Raw genomic sequence first — 15,452 nt, 5'->3', positions numbered from 1 at the left:
CGATTGCGTCGTGTCAGTCGACATCAACGTTGAATGACACACCGCTATCGCGAGCAGGCTCACTCCTGCAATTGTTTTTTGTTTCAACCTCCAGGAGAGGGCATGCGCGATTACAAGTGGCTGCACGAATACTGTCTGAATCGCTTCGGTTCAGCAGCTGAACTGGAAGCCCATCTGCCCGTTCCAAAGACCCCGGCGCAACTGCGCAAGATCAGCGACGATCGTTATCTCTCGACCATGGCCCTGCGCGTGTTTCGCGCCGGCCTCAAACACAGCCTTGTGGACGCCAAGTGGCCGTCGTTCGAAGAAGTGTTCTTCAAGTTCGACCCGGAAAAGGTGGTGCTGATGAGCGCCGAACACCTTGAGCGCCTGATGCAGGACGCGCGGATCATCCGACACCTGGGCAAGCTCAAGAGCGTGCCGCGCAATGCGCAGTTCGTGCTGGACGTGGCGCATGAGAAGGGCAGCTTCGGCGCATTGATCGCCGATTGGCCGGTGACGGACATCGTCGGGCTGTGGACGTACCTGAAAAAGCGCGGCCATCAATTGGGCGGGTTGTCGGCGCCGCGTTTCTTGCGCATGGTCGGCAAGGATACGTTTGTGCCGAGCTATGACGTGGTGGCGGGGCTGAACGCGCAGAAGATCGTCGACAAGGTGCCGACCAGCCAGCGGGACCTGGCGTTGGTGCAGGATGTGTTCAACCAGTGGCATGAACAGAGTGGCGGCCGGCCGATGAGCCAGATTTCGATGATGCTGGCGTACACCGTCAATCATTAAGACCGAGTCGTGGCCTTCGCGAGCAAGCTTTGCTCCTACAGGTGCGGTGCAGCCCTTGTAGGAGCAAAAGCTTGCCCGCGAAGGCGTCAGATCAGGCGGCGGAGATCTCGCCTTCACCCGCCAACTTGCGATTCAACTGAAACCGCCACCGCACATACAACAGCGCCGAGCAAAACACCGCCAGGCTCGCGCCCATTTCCAGCAAGCCAAACAGCTGCCGATTGGGGTCATACGCGGCCAGAGCGCCCTTGATGAAATACAGATTCACCACAAAACACATCCACGAATGCCCGCGTGCGCTGCCGATGATCATCCCCGGTGCGAGCAATAGCAGGGGCACCAGTTCGATCAGCAAAATCACCCACGGCCGGGCGCCGTGCAGGTCGGCAAATACCAGATAATAGGCGCACAGCAGCCCCACCAGCCCGAAAAAGCACAGCAGGCTGATCGCGCGCATCGCCCGGACCCGCGGTTCGAGCCATTCGATCGAGGGCAGAATCTTCGGCTTTTTCGCCACGTCAGTTCCCCAGTTTCTGCGCAGTCTTCGCCAGACGCAGGCCCAAGGCCCGGCACAGCGCGACTTCATGTTCGTTCAAACCGCTTTTGCCATCCGCCCCGGCGTGATGACTGGCGCCATACGGCGTGCCGCCGCCCCGGGTTTCCAGCAGGGCCGATTCGCTATACGGCAGGCCGGTAATCAGCATGCCGTGGTGCAGCAACGGCAACATCATCGACAGCAGCGTGGTTTCCTGACCACCGTGCAGGCTTGCGGTGGAGGTGAATACCCCGGCCGGTTTGCCCACCAGCGCCCCCGTCAGCCAAAGATTGCTGGTGCCGTCGAGGAAGTACTTGAGCGGCGCGGCCATGTTGCCGAACCGGGTCGGACTGCCCATGGCCAGGCCCGCGCAGTGCTTCAGGTCGTCGAGGCTGGCGTACAGCGCGCCTTCATCGGGGATGTCCGGCGACACGGCTTCGCATTCGGTGGAGATCGGCGGCACCGTGCGCAGGCGCGCTTCCATCCCGGCCTGCTCGACACCACGGGCAATTTGCCGGGCCATTTCATTGGTCGAGCCGCTGCGGCTGTAATACAGAACCAGAATGTACGGCGCGCTCACGGCAGCAACTCCAGCACATTCTCCGGCGGACGGCCGATGATGGCTTTGTCGCCGACTTCCAGAATCGGTCGCTCCATGAGTTTCGGGTTGGCGGCGATGGCGGCGATCAATTGCTCCTCGCTCAAACTGCTGTCTGCCAGGTTGAGAGTCTTGTATTCGTCCTCGCCGGTGCGCAGCAGTTGCCGGGCGCTGATGCCGAGTTTGGTCAGCAGGCTCTGGATTTGCGCGGCGTCCAGCGGCGTTTCCAGGTAGCGGATCACGGTCGGGGTCAGGCCACGGGCTTCCAGCAGTTCGAGCGCACCGCGGGATTTCGAGCAGCGCGGGTTGTGATAAAGCGTCAGATCGGTCATGTGCGGGTCGCATCTTGCGTAAGGTGGCGGCTATTCTAACTGTGCAGCGCGTAATCCAGAACCTCGGGAGGCGATGGGTCGCAGGCGCATTCAATTTTGAACAAGGATTACGACATGACAAGACGACTGGCAGCAGCATTGGCGATCATCGGTACGTTGATGCTGGGGGGCTGTGGCAACGATTATGGCATCGACCAGAACGGCCAGAAAGTCGCCGCCGAACGTCTGGACAACCAATGGGTGGTGCTCAACTACTGGGCGGAATGGTGCGGCCCGTGCCGTACCGAGATCCCGGAGTTGAATACGCTGGCGGATCAGTTGAAGGACAAGAAGATAGGTGTGTTCGGGGTCAATTTCGACAATGTGCAGGGGGAAGAGCTGAGAAGCGCCAGCGAGAAACTGGGAATCAAGTTCACCGTACTGGCGTCGGACCCGGCGGATCTTTTCGAGTTGCCGCGCAGCGAAGCGTTGCCGGTGACCTACATCATCGACAACAAGGGCAAGGTGCGCGAGCAATTGATGGGCGAGCAGACGGCGGCGGGAGTGATGGCCAAGCTTGAGGCGTTGCAAGCGGTCAAGTGACTGCGCATGGATCTTGTGGCGAGGGAGCTTGCTCCCGCTCGACTGCGCAGCAGTCGCAAAACCGGTACAAACGGTGTTCCTGATAAACCGAGGTGACGGGTTTTAGGGCTGCTGCGCAGCCCAGCGGGAGCAAGCTCCCTCGCCACAGGTATTCACTTGGCCACAGCTCGGGGTTATCAACCCTCTTCAAGCCACCAACGCAACGGCTTGCCTTCGGCCGGCCAGAAGCGCATCTGTTCGATCGGCGAAACATCCCAGCGCTGCACATTTTCCAGGGCCTGCATGAAGCGCTTTTCCTGCTCCATCACGGCTGGCGCGCACATTTTGCGGGTGCTGCCGATTTTGCCGAAGCTCAGCTTGTCACCTTCGAGCGTGTACGGTGCAAACCAGTGGTTGCAGCCGCCATTGCCGTAAGCCCGACCGTCTTCACCGAGGGTGATGGTCAGGTGGCTGTAATCCATCAGTGGACGTTCGCCGATCCATTCCAGGATGTAGCTGCGGTTTTGTTGCAATTTCACCGGCTCGGCGGCGCAGCCCAGCAGGCTGGCACCAACCAGGGCGGTCAGGGCGAGGCGTTTCATCACGCGGGCTCCTGGCAGGTCGGGCACAGGTGCTTCTCGCCAACGGTGGTCCAGCCCAGCTCGGCAATCCGCGCAGTGGCGGCAGGTTTTTCTGCCTTGTTGCCCAGTTTGGCATCGACCGCAAACTCAAAGCTCAGCTCTTTGGCGCAGCTGTCGCAGTTGACTTTCCAGGTGTGGATCGCCAATTCGCCGAACACCGGACCACTGGCCACTGCGACCCATTGGCCGGGCGGGTTGATCAAGTGGCGAACCGTTTCCACAGTCAGGCGCATGGACAGGTCCTTGGCACCTTTGAGGGTCACGACCAGCACGTCGTTATTACGAATCGAGCCGCCGTTGCCGGTGACTTGATAACGCCCCGGCACAAGGGCGCGGCATTCGGTGAGGGTGTGTTGCGGGTTCATCAGGCTATAGCGGAAATCGTGTTCGACCATGGGTCCTCCAAATATGCGCGGTATGCTATCACGGGCCTGCTCGCAGCATGGCGCGGGCAGATGACCTTCGATCTGGTTCAAATCACCGGTCGACTCATGGCACACTGCCGCTTTTGCATTTCTAAGGAACGGACATGGCGTTAATCGAATGTTATGAGTGCAAGCAACGCATCAGCTCCACGGCGCCTGCTTGCATTCATTGCGGTGCACCGGCGGGAACGGTGCAAGCGGCCACTTCGACGGCAGCGCCTGTGCAGGCACCCCTTTCTTTCGGGCGTTTACCGGAGGATGAGAAAGTGGCCAGGGTGACCCCGGCCGCATTCGGGCGTAAACGCAAAACCGAAGCCCCAATCGAGATGGCGGCGCCGATGCCCGCCTCCAACGGCGTGCGTCCGGTGGAACTGTGGCTGAAGCTGATGATTTTTTTCCTGCCGCCGTTTTTTGTCTGGTTCCTGCTGCGTCGCGGGCATTCCGTGGGGCAACGCTTGCTGGGTTTCGGCTGGCTGGGCCTGATGATTCTCTTGTCCAAGGCCTGACCGGCTCAGCCCTCGACCTGATTTTGCGGCGTGCCAGCCGCCCAGGCTGCGATGTTCCGCAGGGTGGTCGTGGCAATTGCGTCCAGCGCTTCGCGCGTCAGGAAGGCCTGGTGCGCGGTGATGATCACGTTCGGAAAGGTCAGCAGCCGCGCCAGCACATCGTCCTGCAGCGGCAGGTCGGAACGGTCCTCGAAGAACAGCTGCGCTTCCTCTTCATAGACATCCAGCCCCAGATACCCCAATTGGCCGTCCTTCAGTGCATCAATCAGCGCCGGCGTGTCCACCAGGCCGCCGCGTCCGGTGTTGATCAACATCGCGCCGGGCTGCAAGTGCGCCAGTGATTCACGGTTGATCAAGTGTTTGCTCTGTTCATTGAGCGGGCAGTGCAGGCTGATGATCTGCGACTCGGCCAGCAATTGCGGCAAGCTCAGGTAGCGGGCGCCGAGGGCTTCGACCTGCGGATTGGGGTAGGGGTCGTAGGCCAGCAACCGGCAACCGAAACCGTTCATGATTTTCGCGAAGGTAGCGCCGATCTGCCCGGTGCCGACCACGCCGACCGTCTTGCCCACCAAATCGAAACCGGTCAGGCCGTGCAGGCTGAAATCCCCTTCGCGGGTACGGTTGTAGGCACGGTGCAGGCGGCGGTTGAGCGCCAGGATCAGCGCCACCGCGTGCTCGGCCACCGCGTGCGGCGAGTACGCCGGGACCCGCACAATTGACAGCCCTAAACGCTTCGCCGCCGCGAGATCGACATGGTTGTAACCGGCCGAGCGCAGGGCGATCAAGCGTGTGCCGCCCGCTGCCAGACGTTCCAGCACCGGCGTGCTCAAGTCATCATTGATGAACGCGCAGACCACCTCGTGATGCTCCGCCAGCGCCACCGTATCGAGGCTCAGCCGCGCCGATTGAAAGTGCAGCTCGATACCGGCAGGGAGCTCGGTGCCGAGAAAACTGTCACGGTCGTAGGTCTGGCTGCTGAAAAGAATCGTGCGCATACGGTCCTCCTGATATTTTTCGAGTCCTGTGTGGCCGCGCACCCTTCCATTGTGCGAACGGCTGTGGCGAGGGGGTCCCACAACTGGAATGGTGCCGCGACGAACAGAGCCCGGTGAGCTTAGCGCCGATGCTGGCCGGCGCCATTGCGCTGCATCAAGCGTTTATCCGGGCATGGGCGGCCAGGCGGTTGATCGCACGGTCGAGTTCTTCCAGGGCGCCGGGGGCTTTGGGGTCCTGTTGCTTGAGCAGGGTTTCGCTGCGCTGGCAGGCGGCACGCAGTTGCGGGACGCCGCAATAACGAGTCGCGCCGTGCAGGCGGTGGACGCGCTCGATCAAGGCGTTGTTGTCATTGGTTTCCCGGGCCAGGCGAATGGCCTCGCGATCAGCTTCCAGGGAGGCCAGCAACATCGCCAGCATGTCCGCGGCCAGATCGGCCTTGCCGGCGGCCAGGCGCAAGCCTTCGTCGTGGTCGAGCACCTGCAATTCATGGGCGCCGCCATGGCTGTCGCTGGAACGCTCCGGCCCGTGATTGCGCAACGCCAGGCCTGTCCACTTCAACACCACTTGGGCCAGTTGCCGTTCGCTGATCGGTTTGGTCAGGTAGTCGTCCATGCCGCTTTGCAGCAGCGCGCGTTTTTCGTTGGCCATGGCGTGGGCGGTGAGGGCGACGATCGGCAGCGGCGTGCAATGCCGCTCGCTTTCCCACTGACGAATCGCCTCGGTGCTTTGACGTCCGTCCATGCCGGGCATTTGCACGTCCATCAACACCAGGTCAAAAGTCTCGCTTTGCACTGCTTTGACTGCCGCGTAACCGCTTTCGACCGCGAGCACCTTGGCACCCATGTCTTCGAGCAGGGTTTGCACCAGCAACAAGTTGGCCGGGTTGTCGTCGACGCACAGCACCTTCGGTGCGCGGCTCGATACCGGTTCGCCGGGCTCGCTGCGCTGCTGGCGCGGGTTGACCAGATCGGACAATGCCCGACGCAACTTGCGGGTGCAGGCCGGTTTGGCCTGAAGCTGACTGTGCGGGTTGGGCACCGAGAGGTGGAACAGCGTCTGTTCGGTGGTCGGGCACAGCACCAACACTTTGCAGCCCAGGTGTTCGAGGTCCCAGATGTGCTGGTTGAGGCGCTCCGGTGGCATGTCGTTGCTGGTGATGCCGAGCACCGCCAGATCGATCGCCTGATCGGTCTGATGCGCGCCGGTCACGCCATTGGTCAGGCTTTCCAGGGTATTGAACGGCGTGACGGCCAGGCCGCAATCTTCCAGCTGATGATGCAAGGCCTGACGGGCCAGTTCATGGTTTTCCAGCACCGCGACGCGGCGCCCGAGCAGCGGCGGGCCGGGCAGGTCTTCGGCGTCGTCGCGGGTCTTGGGCAGGCTGAGGCTGATCCAGAATTCCGAACCTTCGCCCGGCGTACTGTCGACACCGATCTCGCCGCCCATCTGTTCGATCAGGCGCTTGGAAATCACCAGACCCAGGCCCGTGCCTCCTGGCTGTCGGGACAGCGAATTGTCAGCCTGGCTGAACGCCTGGAACAGCGCGCGCACATCCTGGTTCGACAGGCCGATGCCGGTGTCCTGAATGCTGATGCGCAGTTGCACGCTGTCTTCGTGTTCTTCTTCGAGCATGGCCCGGGCGACGATGGTGCCTTCGCGAGTGAACTTGATCGCGTTGCTCACCAGGTTGGTGAGGATCTGCTTGAGCCGAAGCGGATCGCCCACCAGCGACAACGGCGTGTCGCGATACACCAGGCTCACCAACTCAAGCTGTTTGGCATGGGCGGCCGGGGCGAGGATGGTCAGGGTGTCCTGCAGCAGGTCGCGCAGGTTGAACGGAATATTGTCGAGCACCAGTTTGCCGGCCTCGATTTTCGAGAAGTCGAGGATCTCGTTGATGATCCCCAGCAGGCTGTCGGCGGACTTTTCGATGGTGCCCAGGTAGTCGAGCTGACGCGGGGTCAGCTCGCTTTTTTGCAGCAGGTGCGTAAAGCCGAGAATGCCATTGAGCGGGGTGCGGATTTCATGGCTCATGTTGGCCAGGAACTCGGATTTGATCCGGCTCGCTTCCAGGGCTTCCTTGCGCGCCAGGTCCAGTTCGATGTTCTGGATCTCGATGGTTTCCAGGTTCTGGCGCACGTCTTCGGTGGCCTGATCGACACTGTTCTGCAACTCTTCCTGCGCGTTTTGCAACGTGCCGGCCATGCGGTTGATGCCGGACGCGAGCTCATCCAGTTCCTGACTGCCAAGGGGTGGCAGACGGGTTTCCAGATGGCCGTCCTTGAGTTGCGCTACCGCCAGTTTGATCTGGCTGATCGGCCGGTTGATGGTCCGGCCCATGCGCAAGGCGAGCAGCGCCGCGCCAGCCAGGCCCGCGCTGATCAGCAGCAGGCTGGCGAACAGGCTGCGGTAACCGCGCAGCAGCATGCCGCTGTGGGACAGTTCGAGTTCGACCCAGCCCAACAGTCGGTCGGCTTCTTCCGGTATCAGGTCGCCGGCAAGGTTGCGGTGCTTGCCAAAGACCGGCAGCAGATAGCGTGTCGCATCGTTGCCACTGTGGCGCAGCATTTTTGAGCCATTGCCCAACGGCGCCGGGTTGAGCATGGTCGGGCCGGCGTGGGCTACGGGCGTACGGTCGGCGGCGAGGAAGGTCACGGCGCGCACGTCCGGTGTTTCCAGCGACTGGGTGGCGATACGCTCCAGCAGCTCGTTGTCTTTGCGACCCATGGCCGGGGCCACCAAGGGCGCGAGCTGTTCGGTGATCATCTCACCGCGCTGCATCAGTTGGGTTTGCAGGTCGGATTGCTGCATCCAGGTGAAATAGCCACCCAGGATCAGCGCCATCAGGCTGGTCGGCAACAGGGTCAGCAACAGCACGCGGCCTTTAATTCCCAGTTTCTTGAGCACGCATCTCTCCTGCATCCAGCTATTGATTGACCTGCACGTGCGTCCGGCACGCGCCATCGGGCCAGTGTAGCGATTTGCAGGCAGGCAATCTTCGTAAAATTGATGTCGTCATTCGTCGGCCGGACCGGCGCTTTCGCCCCACGGGCAAACCTTGGGTTGCCCAACGTCAGGCAATCTTGAATAATCGCCAACTGAGAATTATTTGCAGATACTCATGACTCCCATCTCTGTTGGCCATCCCCGCATCCTGTCCATTGAAGACGATCTCGTGCTCGGCGCTTATGTGCACGAGCATCTGGGCCGGTGCGGTTTTCAGGTGACCTGGTGCCAGAACGGCCGGGAAGGCCTGGACATTGCCCGCCAACAACCCTTTGACGTGGTGCTGATGGACATTTTGCTGCCAGGGCTGAACGGGTTGAACGTGCTGACGCAACTGCGCCAGAGCCATTCGACCCCGGTGGTGCTGATGTCGGCGCTGGGCGCTGAGGCGGATCGCATCAGCGGTTTTCGCCTGGGGGCCGATGATTACCTGCCAAAGCCTTTCAGCATGGCCGAGTTGCGTGTGCGCATCGAAGCGATCCTGCGCCGGGTGGCGCTCGACCGCCGGCCGGAGCCGGCAGCGGCGACGTCCTCGGTCGACAGCCTGCGTTTCGATGACGAACTCTGTGACGTTTCCTATGGCGAACTCGCCGCCGGCCTGACCCGCAGCGAGTATCGATTGCTGGACACCTTGAATCGCAATGGCGATGAAGTGCTGAGCAAAGCCTTCCTTTATCAGCACGTGCTGCAACGCGGTTTTGCCGCCCATGACCGCAGCCTCGACATGCACATCAGTCAGATCCGCCGCAAACTCAAAGGCATCGGCTACACCGAGCGGCAAGTGCGTACGGTCTGGGGCAAGGGTTACGTGTTGAGTGCCGGCGATGAAATGGTCTGACTTGCCGGGCCGACACTCGCTGTTCTGGAAACTGGCGTGTCTGTTAGTGGCGTTCTGTCTGCTGATGATCTGGCTGAGCTGGTCATGGGGGCGCTACATGGAGCAGCGAAACCAGTTTCTGTCGGATCAGGCCCGAGTCACGCTGACGGGGTATGCCGCCGAGGCCGAGCAGGCGTGGCGTTCGGAGCAGAGCGCGGGCGTCGATGCCTGGCTGCAAGGCATGAAACAGCGTGAAACAGGCTGGGTTGGCGTCATCAGCGGTGATTTGCAGTCCCTAAGCAGCCAGCCGCTCACTGACCAGGAAATCGAGCGACTGACTTTCCTGCGCGGCCTGGATTGGCCCATTCACAAGAAACGCCTGCCGTGGCTGCGCGTGCCGTTTCCCGGCGATTCGACGGCTGGCAGCCTGGTCATCGAACTGCCCCAGCGCTTCATGCCCGGCCAATACAGGCTGTTCTGGCGCGTGATCACCAACGGCATCATCCCGGGATTGTTCACGTTGTTGCTGTGCGTCGGCCTGTATCGGCTGCTGGTCGTACCGTTGAATCAATTGCGCGAGCAGGCCAATGCCTGGCGCGCCGACCAGTTGAATGTGCGTCTGTCGAGCAGCACCACCAAACGTTCGGATGAACTCGGAGAGCTGGGTCGGGCCTTTGATCACATGGCCGAGCGGTTGCAAAGCACTGTGGCCCTGCAGCAGCAATTGCTGCGCGACTTGTCCCACGAACTGCGCACGCCGCTGAGCCGTCTGCGGGTCGCCAGCGAAAGCGAGCAGGGGCTGGCGCAATTGCGCGAGCGCATCGGGCGGGAAGTCGATGGCATGCAGCGGCTGGTAGAAGACACTCTGCAACTGGCCTGGCTCGACACCGAGCGCGCCCCGTTGCCCGACGAAGCGATCCAGGTCCAGGCACTGTGGGAAATGCTCACGGAAAACGCTTGTTATGAAAGTGCCTGGCCGGCGAGCCAGTTGCAGTGCGCGGTAGATTCGTCCTGTTGGGTACGGGGCAATCTCAACACCCTGGCGCAGGCGCTGGAGAACATTCTGCGCAATGCCATTCGTCATTCGCCGAGTGGCGGTATCGTTCGTTTCAGCGGGCAACGTGACGGCGACTTCTGGCATTTGTGGCTGGAGGATGAGGGTGGAGGAGTGGCTGAGGCGGATCTGGAGCGGATCTTCTGTCCGTTCATTCGACTCGACGGCTCGCGGCCGGGGGATGGCGGGTTCGGGTTGGGGTTGAGCATTGCGAGGAATGCGGTGAAACGTCAGGGCGGGAGTCTTTGGGCGCAGAACACTGGGCGTGGGCTGCGGCTAAATATTCGGTTAGTGGCTGAGAGTGATGGCGTCAGTGACGACGCCATCGCGAGCAGGCTCGCTCCCACAGTGGATCTTTGCCGACCACAAATCGTCTGATCAACCCTGCACCCTGTGGGAGCGTAACGCTGAAACGGCCCCTTATTCCCATAAGCCATAAGCACCGCACTTTGCGTGATATGGCCTGCTCGCGTTTGCCGGTATGATAGGCGCCCCCGCAGTCTGGATTGCGAATACGCCATGACCTTGCAGTACCCAACCATCGCCGATTGCGTCGGCAACACCCCGCTGGTCCGTTTGCAGCGCCTGCCTGGCGCCACCAGCAATACCCTTTTGCTCAAGCTCGAAGGGAATAACCCGGCGGGTTCGGTCAAGGACCGGCCGGCGCTGTCGATGATTACCCGCGCTGAATTGCGTGGGCAGATCCACGCCGGCGATACGCTGATCGAAGCGACTTCGGGTAACACCGGTATCGCGCTGGCCATGGCTGCCGCGATCAAGGGTTACAAGATGATCCTGATCATGCCGGACAACTCCAGCGCCGAACGTAAGGCGGCGATGACGGCCTATGGCGCCGAGCTGATCCTGGTCACCCAGGAAGAAGGCATGGAAGGCGCGCGCGACCTCGCTCAGCGAATGGAAGCCGAAGGCCGTGGCAAGGTGCTGGATCAGTTCGCCAACGGCGATAACCCCGAAGCGCACTACACCACCACCGGCCCGGAAATCTGGCGCCAGACCGAGGGCACCATCACTCATTTCGTCAGTTCGATGGGCACCACCGGCACCATCATGGGTGTCTCGCGCTACTTGAAAGAGCAGAACGACAACGTGCAGATCATCGGCCTGCAACCGATGGAAGGCTCGGCGATTCCGGGTATCCGTCGCTGGCCGCAGGAATACCTGCCGAAGATTTATCAAGCCGATCGTGTCGACCGCATTGTCGACATGGCGCAAAGCGAAGCTGAAGACGTGACCCGTCGTCTGGCCCGCGAAGAAGGCATCTTCTGCGGCGTGTCCTCGGGCGGTGCGGTGGCAGCGATGCTGCGCCTGTCCCGGGAAGTTGAAAACGCGGTGATCGTCGCGATCATTTGCGACCGTGGCGACCGTTACTTGTCGACCGGCATTTTCGACGCGCCCAACTGATGGCCAAGCAAGAGAGAGGCCTGCGCTTCCAGCCCACTGGCGGCAGCAAGGCCCCGCAAATTCCGACTGGCAAAAAGCAGCGCTTGAGCATCGAGCGCCTGGCCAATGACGGCCGCGGAATCGCGTTTTTCGAAGGTCGCACCTGGTTCGTCCTCGGCGCGCTGGCGGGCGAAGACGTCGAGGCGCGCGTGTTGGGTGCCCACGGCAAAGTGGTCGAGGCGCGCACCGAACGGGTGTTCCAGGCCAGCGAGTTGCGTCGTCCGGCGCCGTGCCCGCATGCCGGCCGCTGTGGCGGTTGCAGCGTGCAACATCTGCCGCACACTGAACAACTTGCCCTGAAACAGCGCATGCTCGCCGAGCAACTGTCCAAGGTCGCCGGTGTCGAACCCCAAGAGTGGGCAGCGCCGTTGAGCGGTCCGGAATTCGGTTACCGCCGTCGCGCTCGAGTGGCGGTGCGTTGGGACATGAAAGCGAAGAAGCTCGAAGTCGGTTTCCGCGCGGCGGGCAGTCAGGACATCGTGGCCATCAACGAATGCCCGGTGTTGGTCCAGCCCTTGCAGCCGATCATGACCCGCTTGCCGGAAATGCTTCGACGCTTGAGCAAACCTCAGGCGCTGGGGCATGTGGAATTGTTCAGCGGTTCGTCGTTGGCGGTGTTGCTGCGGCACATGGCGCCGCTGTCCGACGCCGACATGACGATCCTCAAGGATTTCTGCGCGTTCCATGAAGCCCAACTGTGGCTGCACGGAGACGGTGAACCGCAACCGGTCGAGACTGACCAGTCGTTGGGTTATCGACTTGAACAGTGGGACTTGAATCTGGCGTACCGACCGGGAGATTTCATCCAGGTCAACGCCGGGGTCAATGAAGCGATGATCGCCCAGGCGTTGGAGTGGCTGAAGCCGACAGCGGAGGAACGGGTTCTCGATCTATTCTGTGGGTTGGGTAACTTTGCCTTGCCGCTGGCCAAGGTCGTTCGCGAAGTGGTGGCAGTGGAAGGTGTGCAGGCGATGGTCGAGCGAGCAGCCGCGAATGCAGCTAGCAACAATCTTCATAATGCGACTTTTTTTCAGGCCGATTTATCCCAGCCTTTGACCGATGCCGAATGGGCGCGCGAAGGCTTTTGTGCGGTACTCTTGGACCCACCGCGTGACGGTGCTTTCGAGGTCGTGCGCAAGCTGGCGTCCCTGGGCGCCAAACGGTTGGTGTACGTATCGTGCAACCCGGCAACGCTGGCGCGCGATACGGTCGAATTGATCAAGCAGGGCTACCGGTTAAAACGTGCCGGGATTCTCGATATGTTTCCTCAGACGGCACATGTCGAGGCCATGGCGTTATTTGAAGCGAGCTAGGACGGCTCGTCTGGTCCGACTGGCCGCCCGTGCCGCTCTTGCAGTAGCCCCGTGAGGGCAATCGGGCAATGAAGGTCAGCGAATTGACGCATTGAATCTGCGTCGTAGGGAAGGTAAGCAAGATGGTACAGGTGAGAGCACACCAGCCGATCAACACTGACGGCAGTATCAATCTCGAGGCTTGGCTCGATCATGCGGTCAGTGTCGATCTGGCACTGGATCGCGAAGCCTTGAAGGAAGCGTGCGAGTTCGCTCGCGTGTCTGAACAACAGGCCAATGCGGCGAAGAATCTATGGTCCGAAGGGACCTCGAGTTTCCGCACCGGCCTTGAGATCGCCGAGATTCTCGCCGACCTCAAACTCGATCAGGATTCGTTGGTCGCAGCGGTCCTGTACCGCGGCGTGCGCGAAGGCCAGATCGAACTGCCGGCGGTCAGCCAGCGCTTCGGTCCGGTGGTCGCCAAACTCATCGACGGCGTGTTGCGCATGGCGGCGATCAGCGCCAGCCTGAGCCCCCGTCAATCGTTGGTGCTGGGCACCCAGGGCCAGGTCGAAAACCTGCGCAAAATGCTGGTGGCCATGGTCGACGACGTGCGCGTCGCGCTGATCAAACTGGCCGAGCGCACCTGCGCGATCCGTGCGGTGAAAACCGCCGACGACGAAAAGCGTAATCGCGTTGCCCGTGAAGTCTTCGACATCTACGCGCCGCTGGCTCACCGTCTCGGTATCGGTCATATCAAATGGGAACTGGAGGATTTGTCCTTCCGTTACCTTGAGCCCGATCAGTACAAGCAGATCGCCAAGTTGCTGCACGAGCGGCGGCTGGATCGCGAGCGTTTCATTGCCGATGTGATGAACCAGCTGAAAGTCGAGTTGCAGGCCACCGGCGTCGATGCCGACATCAGCGGCCGGGCCAAACACATCTATTCGATCTGGCGCAAAATGCAGCGCAAGGGGCTGGAGTTCAGCCAGATCTACGACGTGCGCGCCGTTCGTGTGCTGGTGCCGGAAATGCGCGACTGCTACACCGCGCTCGGCATCGTCCATACGTTGTGGCGGCACATTCCGAAGGAATTCGACGACTACATTGCCAACCCGAAAGAGAACGGCTACCGCTCGCTGCACACCGCGGTGATCGGCCCCGAGGGCAAGGTGCTGGAAGTGCAGATCCGCACCCACGCCATGCACGAAGAAGCCGAGCTGGGCGTTTGCGCGCACTGGCGCTACAAGGGCACCGACGTCAAATCCGGCTCCAACCACTACGAAGAGAAAATTTCCTGGCTGCGCCAGGTCCTCGAGTGGCATGAAGAGTTGGGTGACATCGGCGGTCTGGCTGAGCAGTTGCGGGTCGATATCGAGCCGGACCGGGTCTACATCTTCACCCCGGACGGTCATGCCATCGACCTGCCGAAGGGCGCGACCCCGCTGGACTTCGCCTACCGCGTGCACACCGAAATCGGTCACAACTGCCGTGGCGCGAAGATCAACGGGCGCATCGTACCGCTCAACTACAGCCTGCAAACCGGTGAACAGGTCGAGATCATCACCAGCAAGCACGGCACTCCGAGCCGCGACTGGCTGAACCCGAACCTGGGTTACATCACCACCTCGCGGGCACGGGCAAAGATCGTTCACTGGTTCAAGTTGCAGGCGCGTGATCAGAACGTCGCGGCCGGTAAAACCCTGCTCGAACGTGAGCTCAGTCGTCTCGGCTTGCCAGCGGTGGACTTCGACAAGCTGGCCGACAAGGCCAACATGAAGACCGCCGAAGACATGTACGCCGCGTTGGGCGCGGGCGATCTGCGCCTGGCGCAACTGGTGAACCTGGCGCAACAACTGGTCGAGCCGGAACGCGGCAATGAGCAGCTGGAACTGATCCCGCGCAAAGCCACCGGCTACAAACCGGGCAAGCGCGGCGACATTCAGATTCAGGGTGTCGGCAATCTGATGACGCAAATGGCCGGCTGCTGCCAGCCGTTGCCGGGTGATGCCATTGTCGGTTACATCACCCAGGGCCGTGGCGTGAGCATTCACCGTCAGGACTGTGCCTCGGTGCTGCAACTGGGCGGGCGCGAGCCGGAGCGGATCATTCAGGTCAGCTGGGGCCCGGTGCCGGTACTCACCTACCCGGTGGACATCATCATCCGCGCCTACGACCGTTCCGGTTTGCTGCGTGACGTGTCGCAGGTGTTGCTCAACGAGCGGATCAACGTGCTGGCGGTCAACACCCGCTCGAACAAGGAGGACAACACCGCGCTGATGTCCCTGACCATCGAGATTCCGGGGCTGGATGCATTGGGGCGGTTGCTGGGACGGATTTCCCAGTTGCCGAACATCATCGAAACCCGGCGTAACCGTACACCGTGATGATGATCCCTGTAGGAGCGAGGCTTGCCCGCGAAGGCGTCATACCTGACACGCCGCCTTCGCG

The 15,452-nt window shown here is 61.5% G+C and carries 15 protein-coding genes; 8 read left to right on the top strand and 7 right to left on the bottom strand.

Features of this window, described 5'->3' with window-relative positions:
* Positions 1–102 precede the first annotated feature (102 nt).
* Entirely contained in the window at positions 103–777 is a 675-nt protein-coding gene (locus QMX98_RS23880) for a DNA-3-methyladenine glycosylase I (RefSeq protein WP_077749200.1), read from the top strand.
* Between the two features lie 91 nt (positions 778–868).
* Here QMX98_RS23880 and QMX98_RS23875 read toward each other — a convergent pair whose 3' ends face one another.
* The 3 genes from QMX98_RS23875 to arsC are packed head-to-tail and all read right to left on the bottom strand — an operon-like array spanning position 869 to position 2,242.
* Positions 869–1,294 carry a DUF2069 domain-containing protein gene (locus QMX98_RS23875; protein ID WP_010457118.1) on the bottom strand — a complete coding sequence of 142 codons (426 nt, stop codon included), beginning with the start codon at positions 1,292–1,294 and terminating at the stop codon, positions 869–871.
* A 1-nt stretch (position 1,295) separates the two neighbouring features.
* Entirely contained in the window at positions 1,296–1,892 is a 597-nt protein-coding gene (gene wrbA, locus QMX98_RS23870) for an NAD(P)H:quinone oxidoreductase (RefSeq protein ID WP_010457117.1), read from the bottom strand.
* Complete coding sequence (arsC, locus tag QMX98_RS23865; RefSeq protein WP_077749201.1) at positions 1,889–2,242, bottom strand: arsenate reductase (glutaredoxin); 354 nt, start codon at positions 2,240–2,242, stop codon at positions 1,889–1,891. The genes wrbA and arsC overlap by 4 nt, the downstream gene beginning before the upstream one ends.
* 114 nt (positions 2,243–2,356) lie before the next feature.
* Between arsC and QMX98_RS23860 the strand changes: the two genes are divergently transcribed.
* Positions 2,357–2,824 (top strand): TlpA disulfide reductase family protein, encoded by a 468-nt coding sequence (locus QMX98_RS23860; protein ID WP_282411467.1) that lies wholly within the window; start codon positions 2,357–2,359, stop codon positions 2,822–2,824.
* Positions 2,825–3,000: 176 nt separating this feature from the next.
* Here QMX98_RS23860 and QMX98_RS23855 read toward each other — a convergent pair whose 3' ends face one another.
* Together QMX98_RS23855 and QMX98_RS23850 are read right to left on the bottom strand one after the other, a co-directional pair.
* Entirely contained in the window at positions 3,001–3,405 is a 405-nt protein-coding gene (locus tag QMX98_RS23855; RefSeq protein WP_010457111.1) for an META domain-containing protein, read from the bottom strand.
* Positions 3,405–3,839, bottom strand: coding sequence for a hypothetical protein (locus tag QMX98_RS23850; protein WP_010457109.1), 435 nt, complete (start codon positions 3,837–3,839; stop codon positions 3,405–3,407). The genes QMX98_RS23855 and QMX98_RS23850 overlap by 1 nt, the downstream gene beginning before the upstream one ends.
* Positions 3,840–3,973: 134 nt before the next feature.
* On the opposite strand from QMX98_RS23850, the gene QMX98_RS23845 reads away from it, so the two are divergent.
* The gene (locus tag QMX98_RS23845) at positions 3,974–4,375 is read left to right on the top strand and encodes a hypothetical protein (protein WP_010457107.1); all 402 of its coding nucleotides are present in this window, start codon (positions 3,974–3,976) and stop codon (positions 4,373–4,375) included.
* Between the two features lie 5 nt (positions 4,376–4,380).
* Here QMX98_RS23845 and QMX98_RS23840 read toward each other — a convergent pair whose 3' ends face one another.
* On the bottom strand, positions 4,381–5,370 hold the full coding sequence (locus QMX98_RS23840) for a 2-hydroxyacid dehydrogenase (protein WP_282411466.1): 990 nt from the start codon (positions 5,368–5,370) through the stop codon (positions 4,381–4,383).
* 154 nt (positions 5,371–5,524) lie between these two features.
* Complete coding sequence (locus tag QMX98_RS23835; RefSeq protein ID WP_282411465.1) at positions 5,525–8,278, bottom strand: response regulator; 2,754 nt, start codon at positions 8,276–8,278, stop codon at positions 5,525–5,527.
* A 214-nt stretch (positions 8,279–8,492) separates the two neighbouring features.
* Here QMX98_RS23835 and QMX98_RS23830 point away from each other — a divergent pair, with 214 nt between their 5' ends.
* From QMX98_RS23830 to relA, 5 genes are all read left to right on the top strand, one after another.
* A complete protein-coding gene (locus QMX98_RS23830; protein ID WP_083375947.1) occupies positions 8,493–9,215 on the top strand; it encodes a response regulator transcription factor in 723 nt (240 codons plus the stop codon).
* The gene (locus QMX98_RS23825) at positions 9,202–10,626 is read left to right on the top strand and encodes a sensor histidine kinase (protein ID WP_172791466.1); all 1,425 of its coding nucleotides are present in this window, start codon (positions 9,202–9,204) and stop codon (positions 10,624–10,626) included. Before QMX98_RS23830 ends, QMX98_RS23825 begins: the two co-directional genes overlap by 14 nt.
* A gap of 141 nt (positions 10,627–10,767) precedes the next feature.
* The gene (cysM, locus tag QMX98_RS23820; protein ID WP_042932649.1) at positions 10,768–11,670 is read left to right on the top strand and encodes a cysteine synthase CysM; all 903 of its coding nucleotides are present in this window, start codon (positions 10,768–10,770) and stop codon (positions 11,668–11,670) included.
* A complete protein-coding gene (gene rlmD / locus QMX98_RS23815; RefSeq protein WP_083375949.1) occupies positions 11,670–13,022 on the top strand; it encodes a 23S rRNA (uracil(1939)-C(5))-methyltransferase RlmD in 1,353 nt (450 codons plus the stop codon). The genes cysM and rlmD overlap by 1 nt, the downstream gene beginning before the upstream one ends.
* A gap of 122 nt (positions 13,023–13,144) precedes the next feature.
* Entirely contained in the window at positions 13,145–15,388 is a 2,244-nt protein-coding gene (relA, locus tag QMX98_RS23810; RefSeq protein ID WP_010457093.1) for a GTP diphosphokinase, read from the top strand.
* Positions 15,389–15,452 lie beyond the last annotated feature (64 nt).

This window comes from Pseudomonas sp. PS02303 (assembly GCF_029959925.1).
GTDB lineage: Bacteria > Pseudomonadota > Gammaproteobacteria > Pseudomonadales > Pseudomonadaceae > Aquipseudomonas > Aquipseudomonas mandelii.
The sequence above is the reverse complement of the archived record's forward strand: the minus strand, read 5'-3'. Positions and strand labels throughout refer to the sequence as shown.

Excerpts from the sequence above, each read along its gene's own strand:
- QMX98_RS23860 (WP_282411467.1), top strand. The coding sequence starts at position 2,357 with ATGACAAGACGACTGGCAGCAGCATTGGCGATCATCGGTACGTTGATG.
- QMX98_RS23850 (WP_010457109.1), bottom strand. The coding sequence starts at position 3,839 with ATGGTCGAACACGATTTCCGCTATAGCCTGATGAACCCGCAACACACC.
- QMX98_RS23830 (WP_083375947.1), top strand. The coding sequence starts at position 8,493 with ATGACTCCCATCTCTGTTGGCCATCCCCGCATCCTGTCCATTGAAGAC.
- QMX98_RS23845 (WP_010457107.1), top strand. The coding sequence starts at position 3,974 with ATGGCGTTAATCGAATGTTATGAGTGCAAGCAACGCATCAGCTCCACG.
- rlmD (WP_083375949.1), top strand. The coding sequence starts at position 11,670 with ATGGCCAAGCAAGAGAGAGGCCTGCGCTTCCAGCCCACTGGCGGCAGC.
- cysM (WP_042932649.1), top strand. The coding sequence starts at position 10,768 with ATGACCTTGCAGTACCCAACCATCGCCGATTGCGTCGGCAACACCCCG.
- relA (WP_010457093.1), top strand. The coding sequence starts at position 13,145 with ATGGTACAGGTGAGAGCACACCAGCCGATCAACACTGACGGCAGTATC.
- QMX98_RS23825 (WP_172791466.1), top strand. The coding sequence starts at position 9,202 with ATGAAATGGTCTGACTTGCCGGGCCGACACTCGCTGTTCTGGAAACTG.
- QMX98_RS23880 (WP_077749200.1), top strand. The coding sequence starts at position 103 with ATGCGCGATTACAAGTGGCTGCACGAATACTGTCTGAATCGCTTCGGT.
- QMX98_RS23840 (WP_282411466.1), bottom strand. The coding sequence starts at position 5,370 with ATGCGCACGATTCTTTTCAGCAGCCAGACCTACGACCGTGACAGTTTT.
- arsC (WP_077749201.1), bottom strand. The coding sequence starts at position 2,242 with ATGACCGATCTGACGCTTTATCACAACCCGCGCTGCTCGAAATCCCGC.
- QMX98_RS23855 (WP_010457111.1), bottom strand. The coding sequence starts at position 3,405 with ATGAAACGCCTCGCCCTGACCGCCCTGGTTGGTGCCAGCCTGCTGGGC.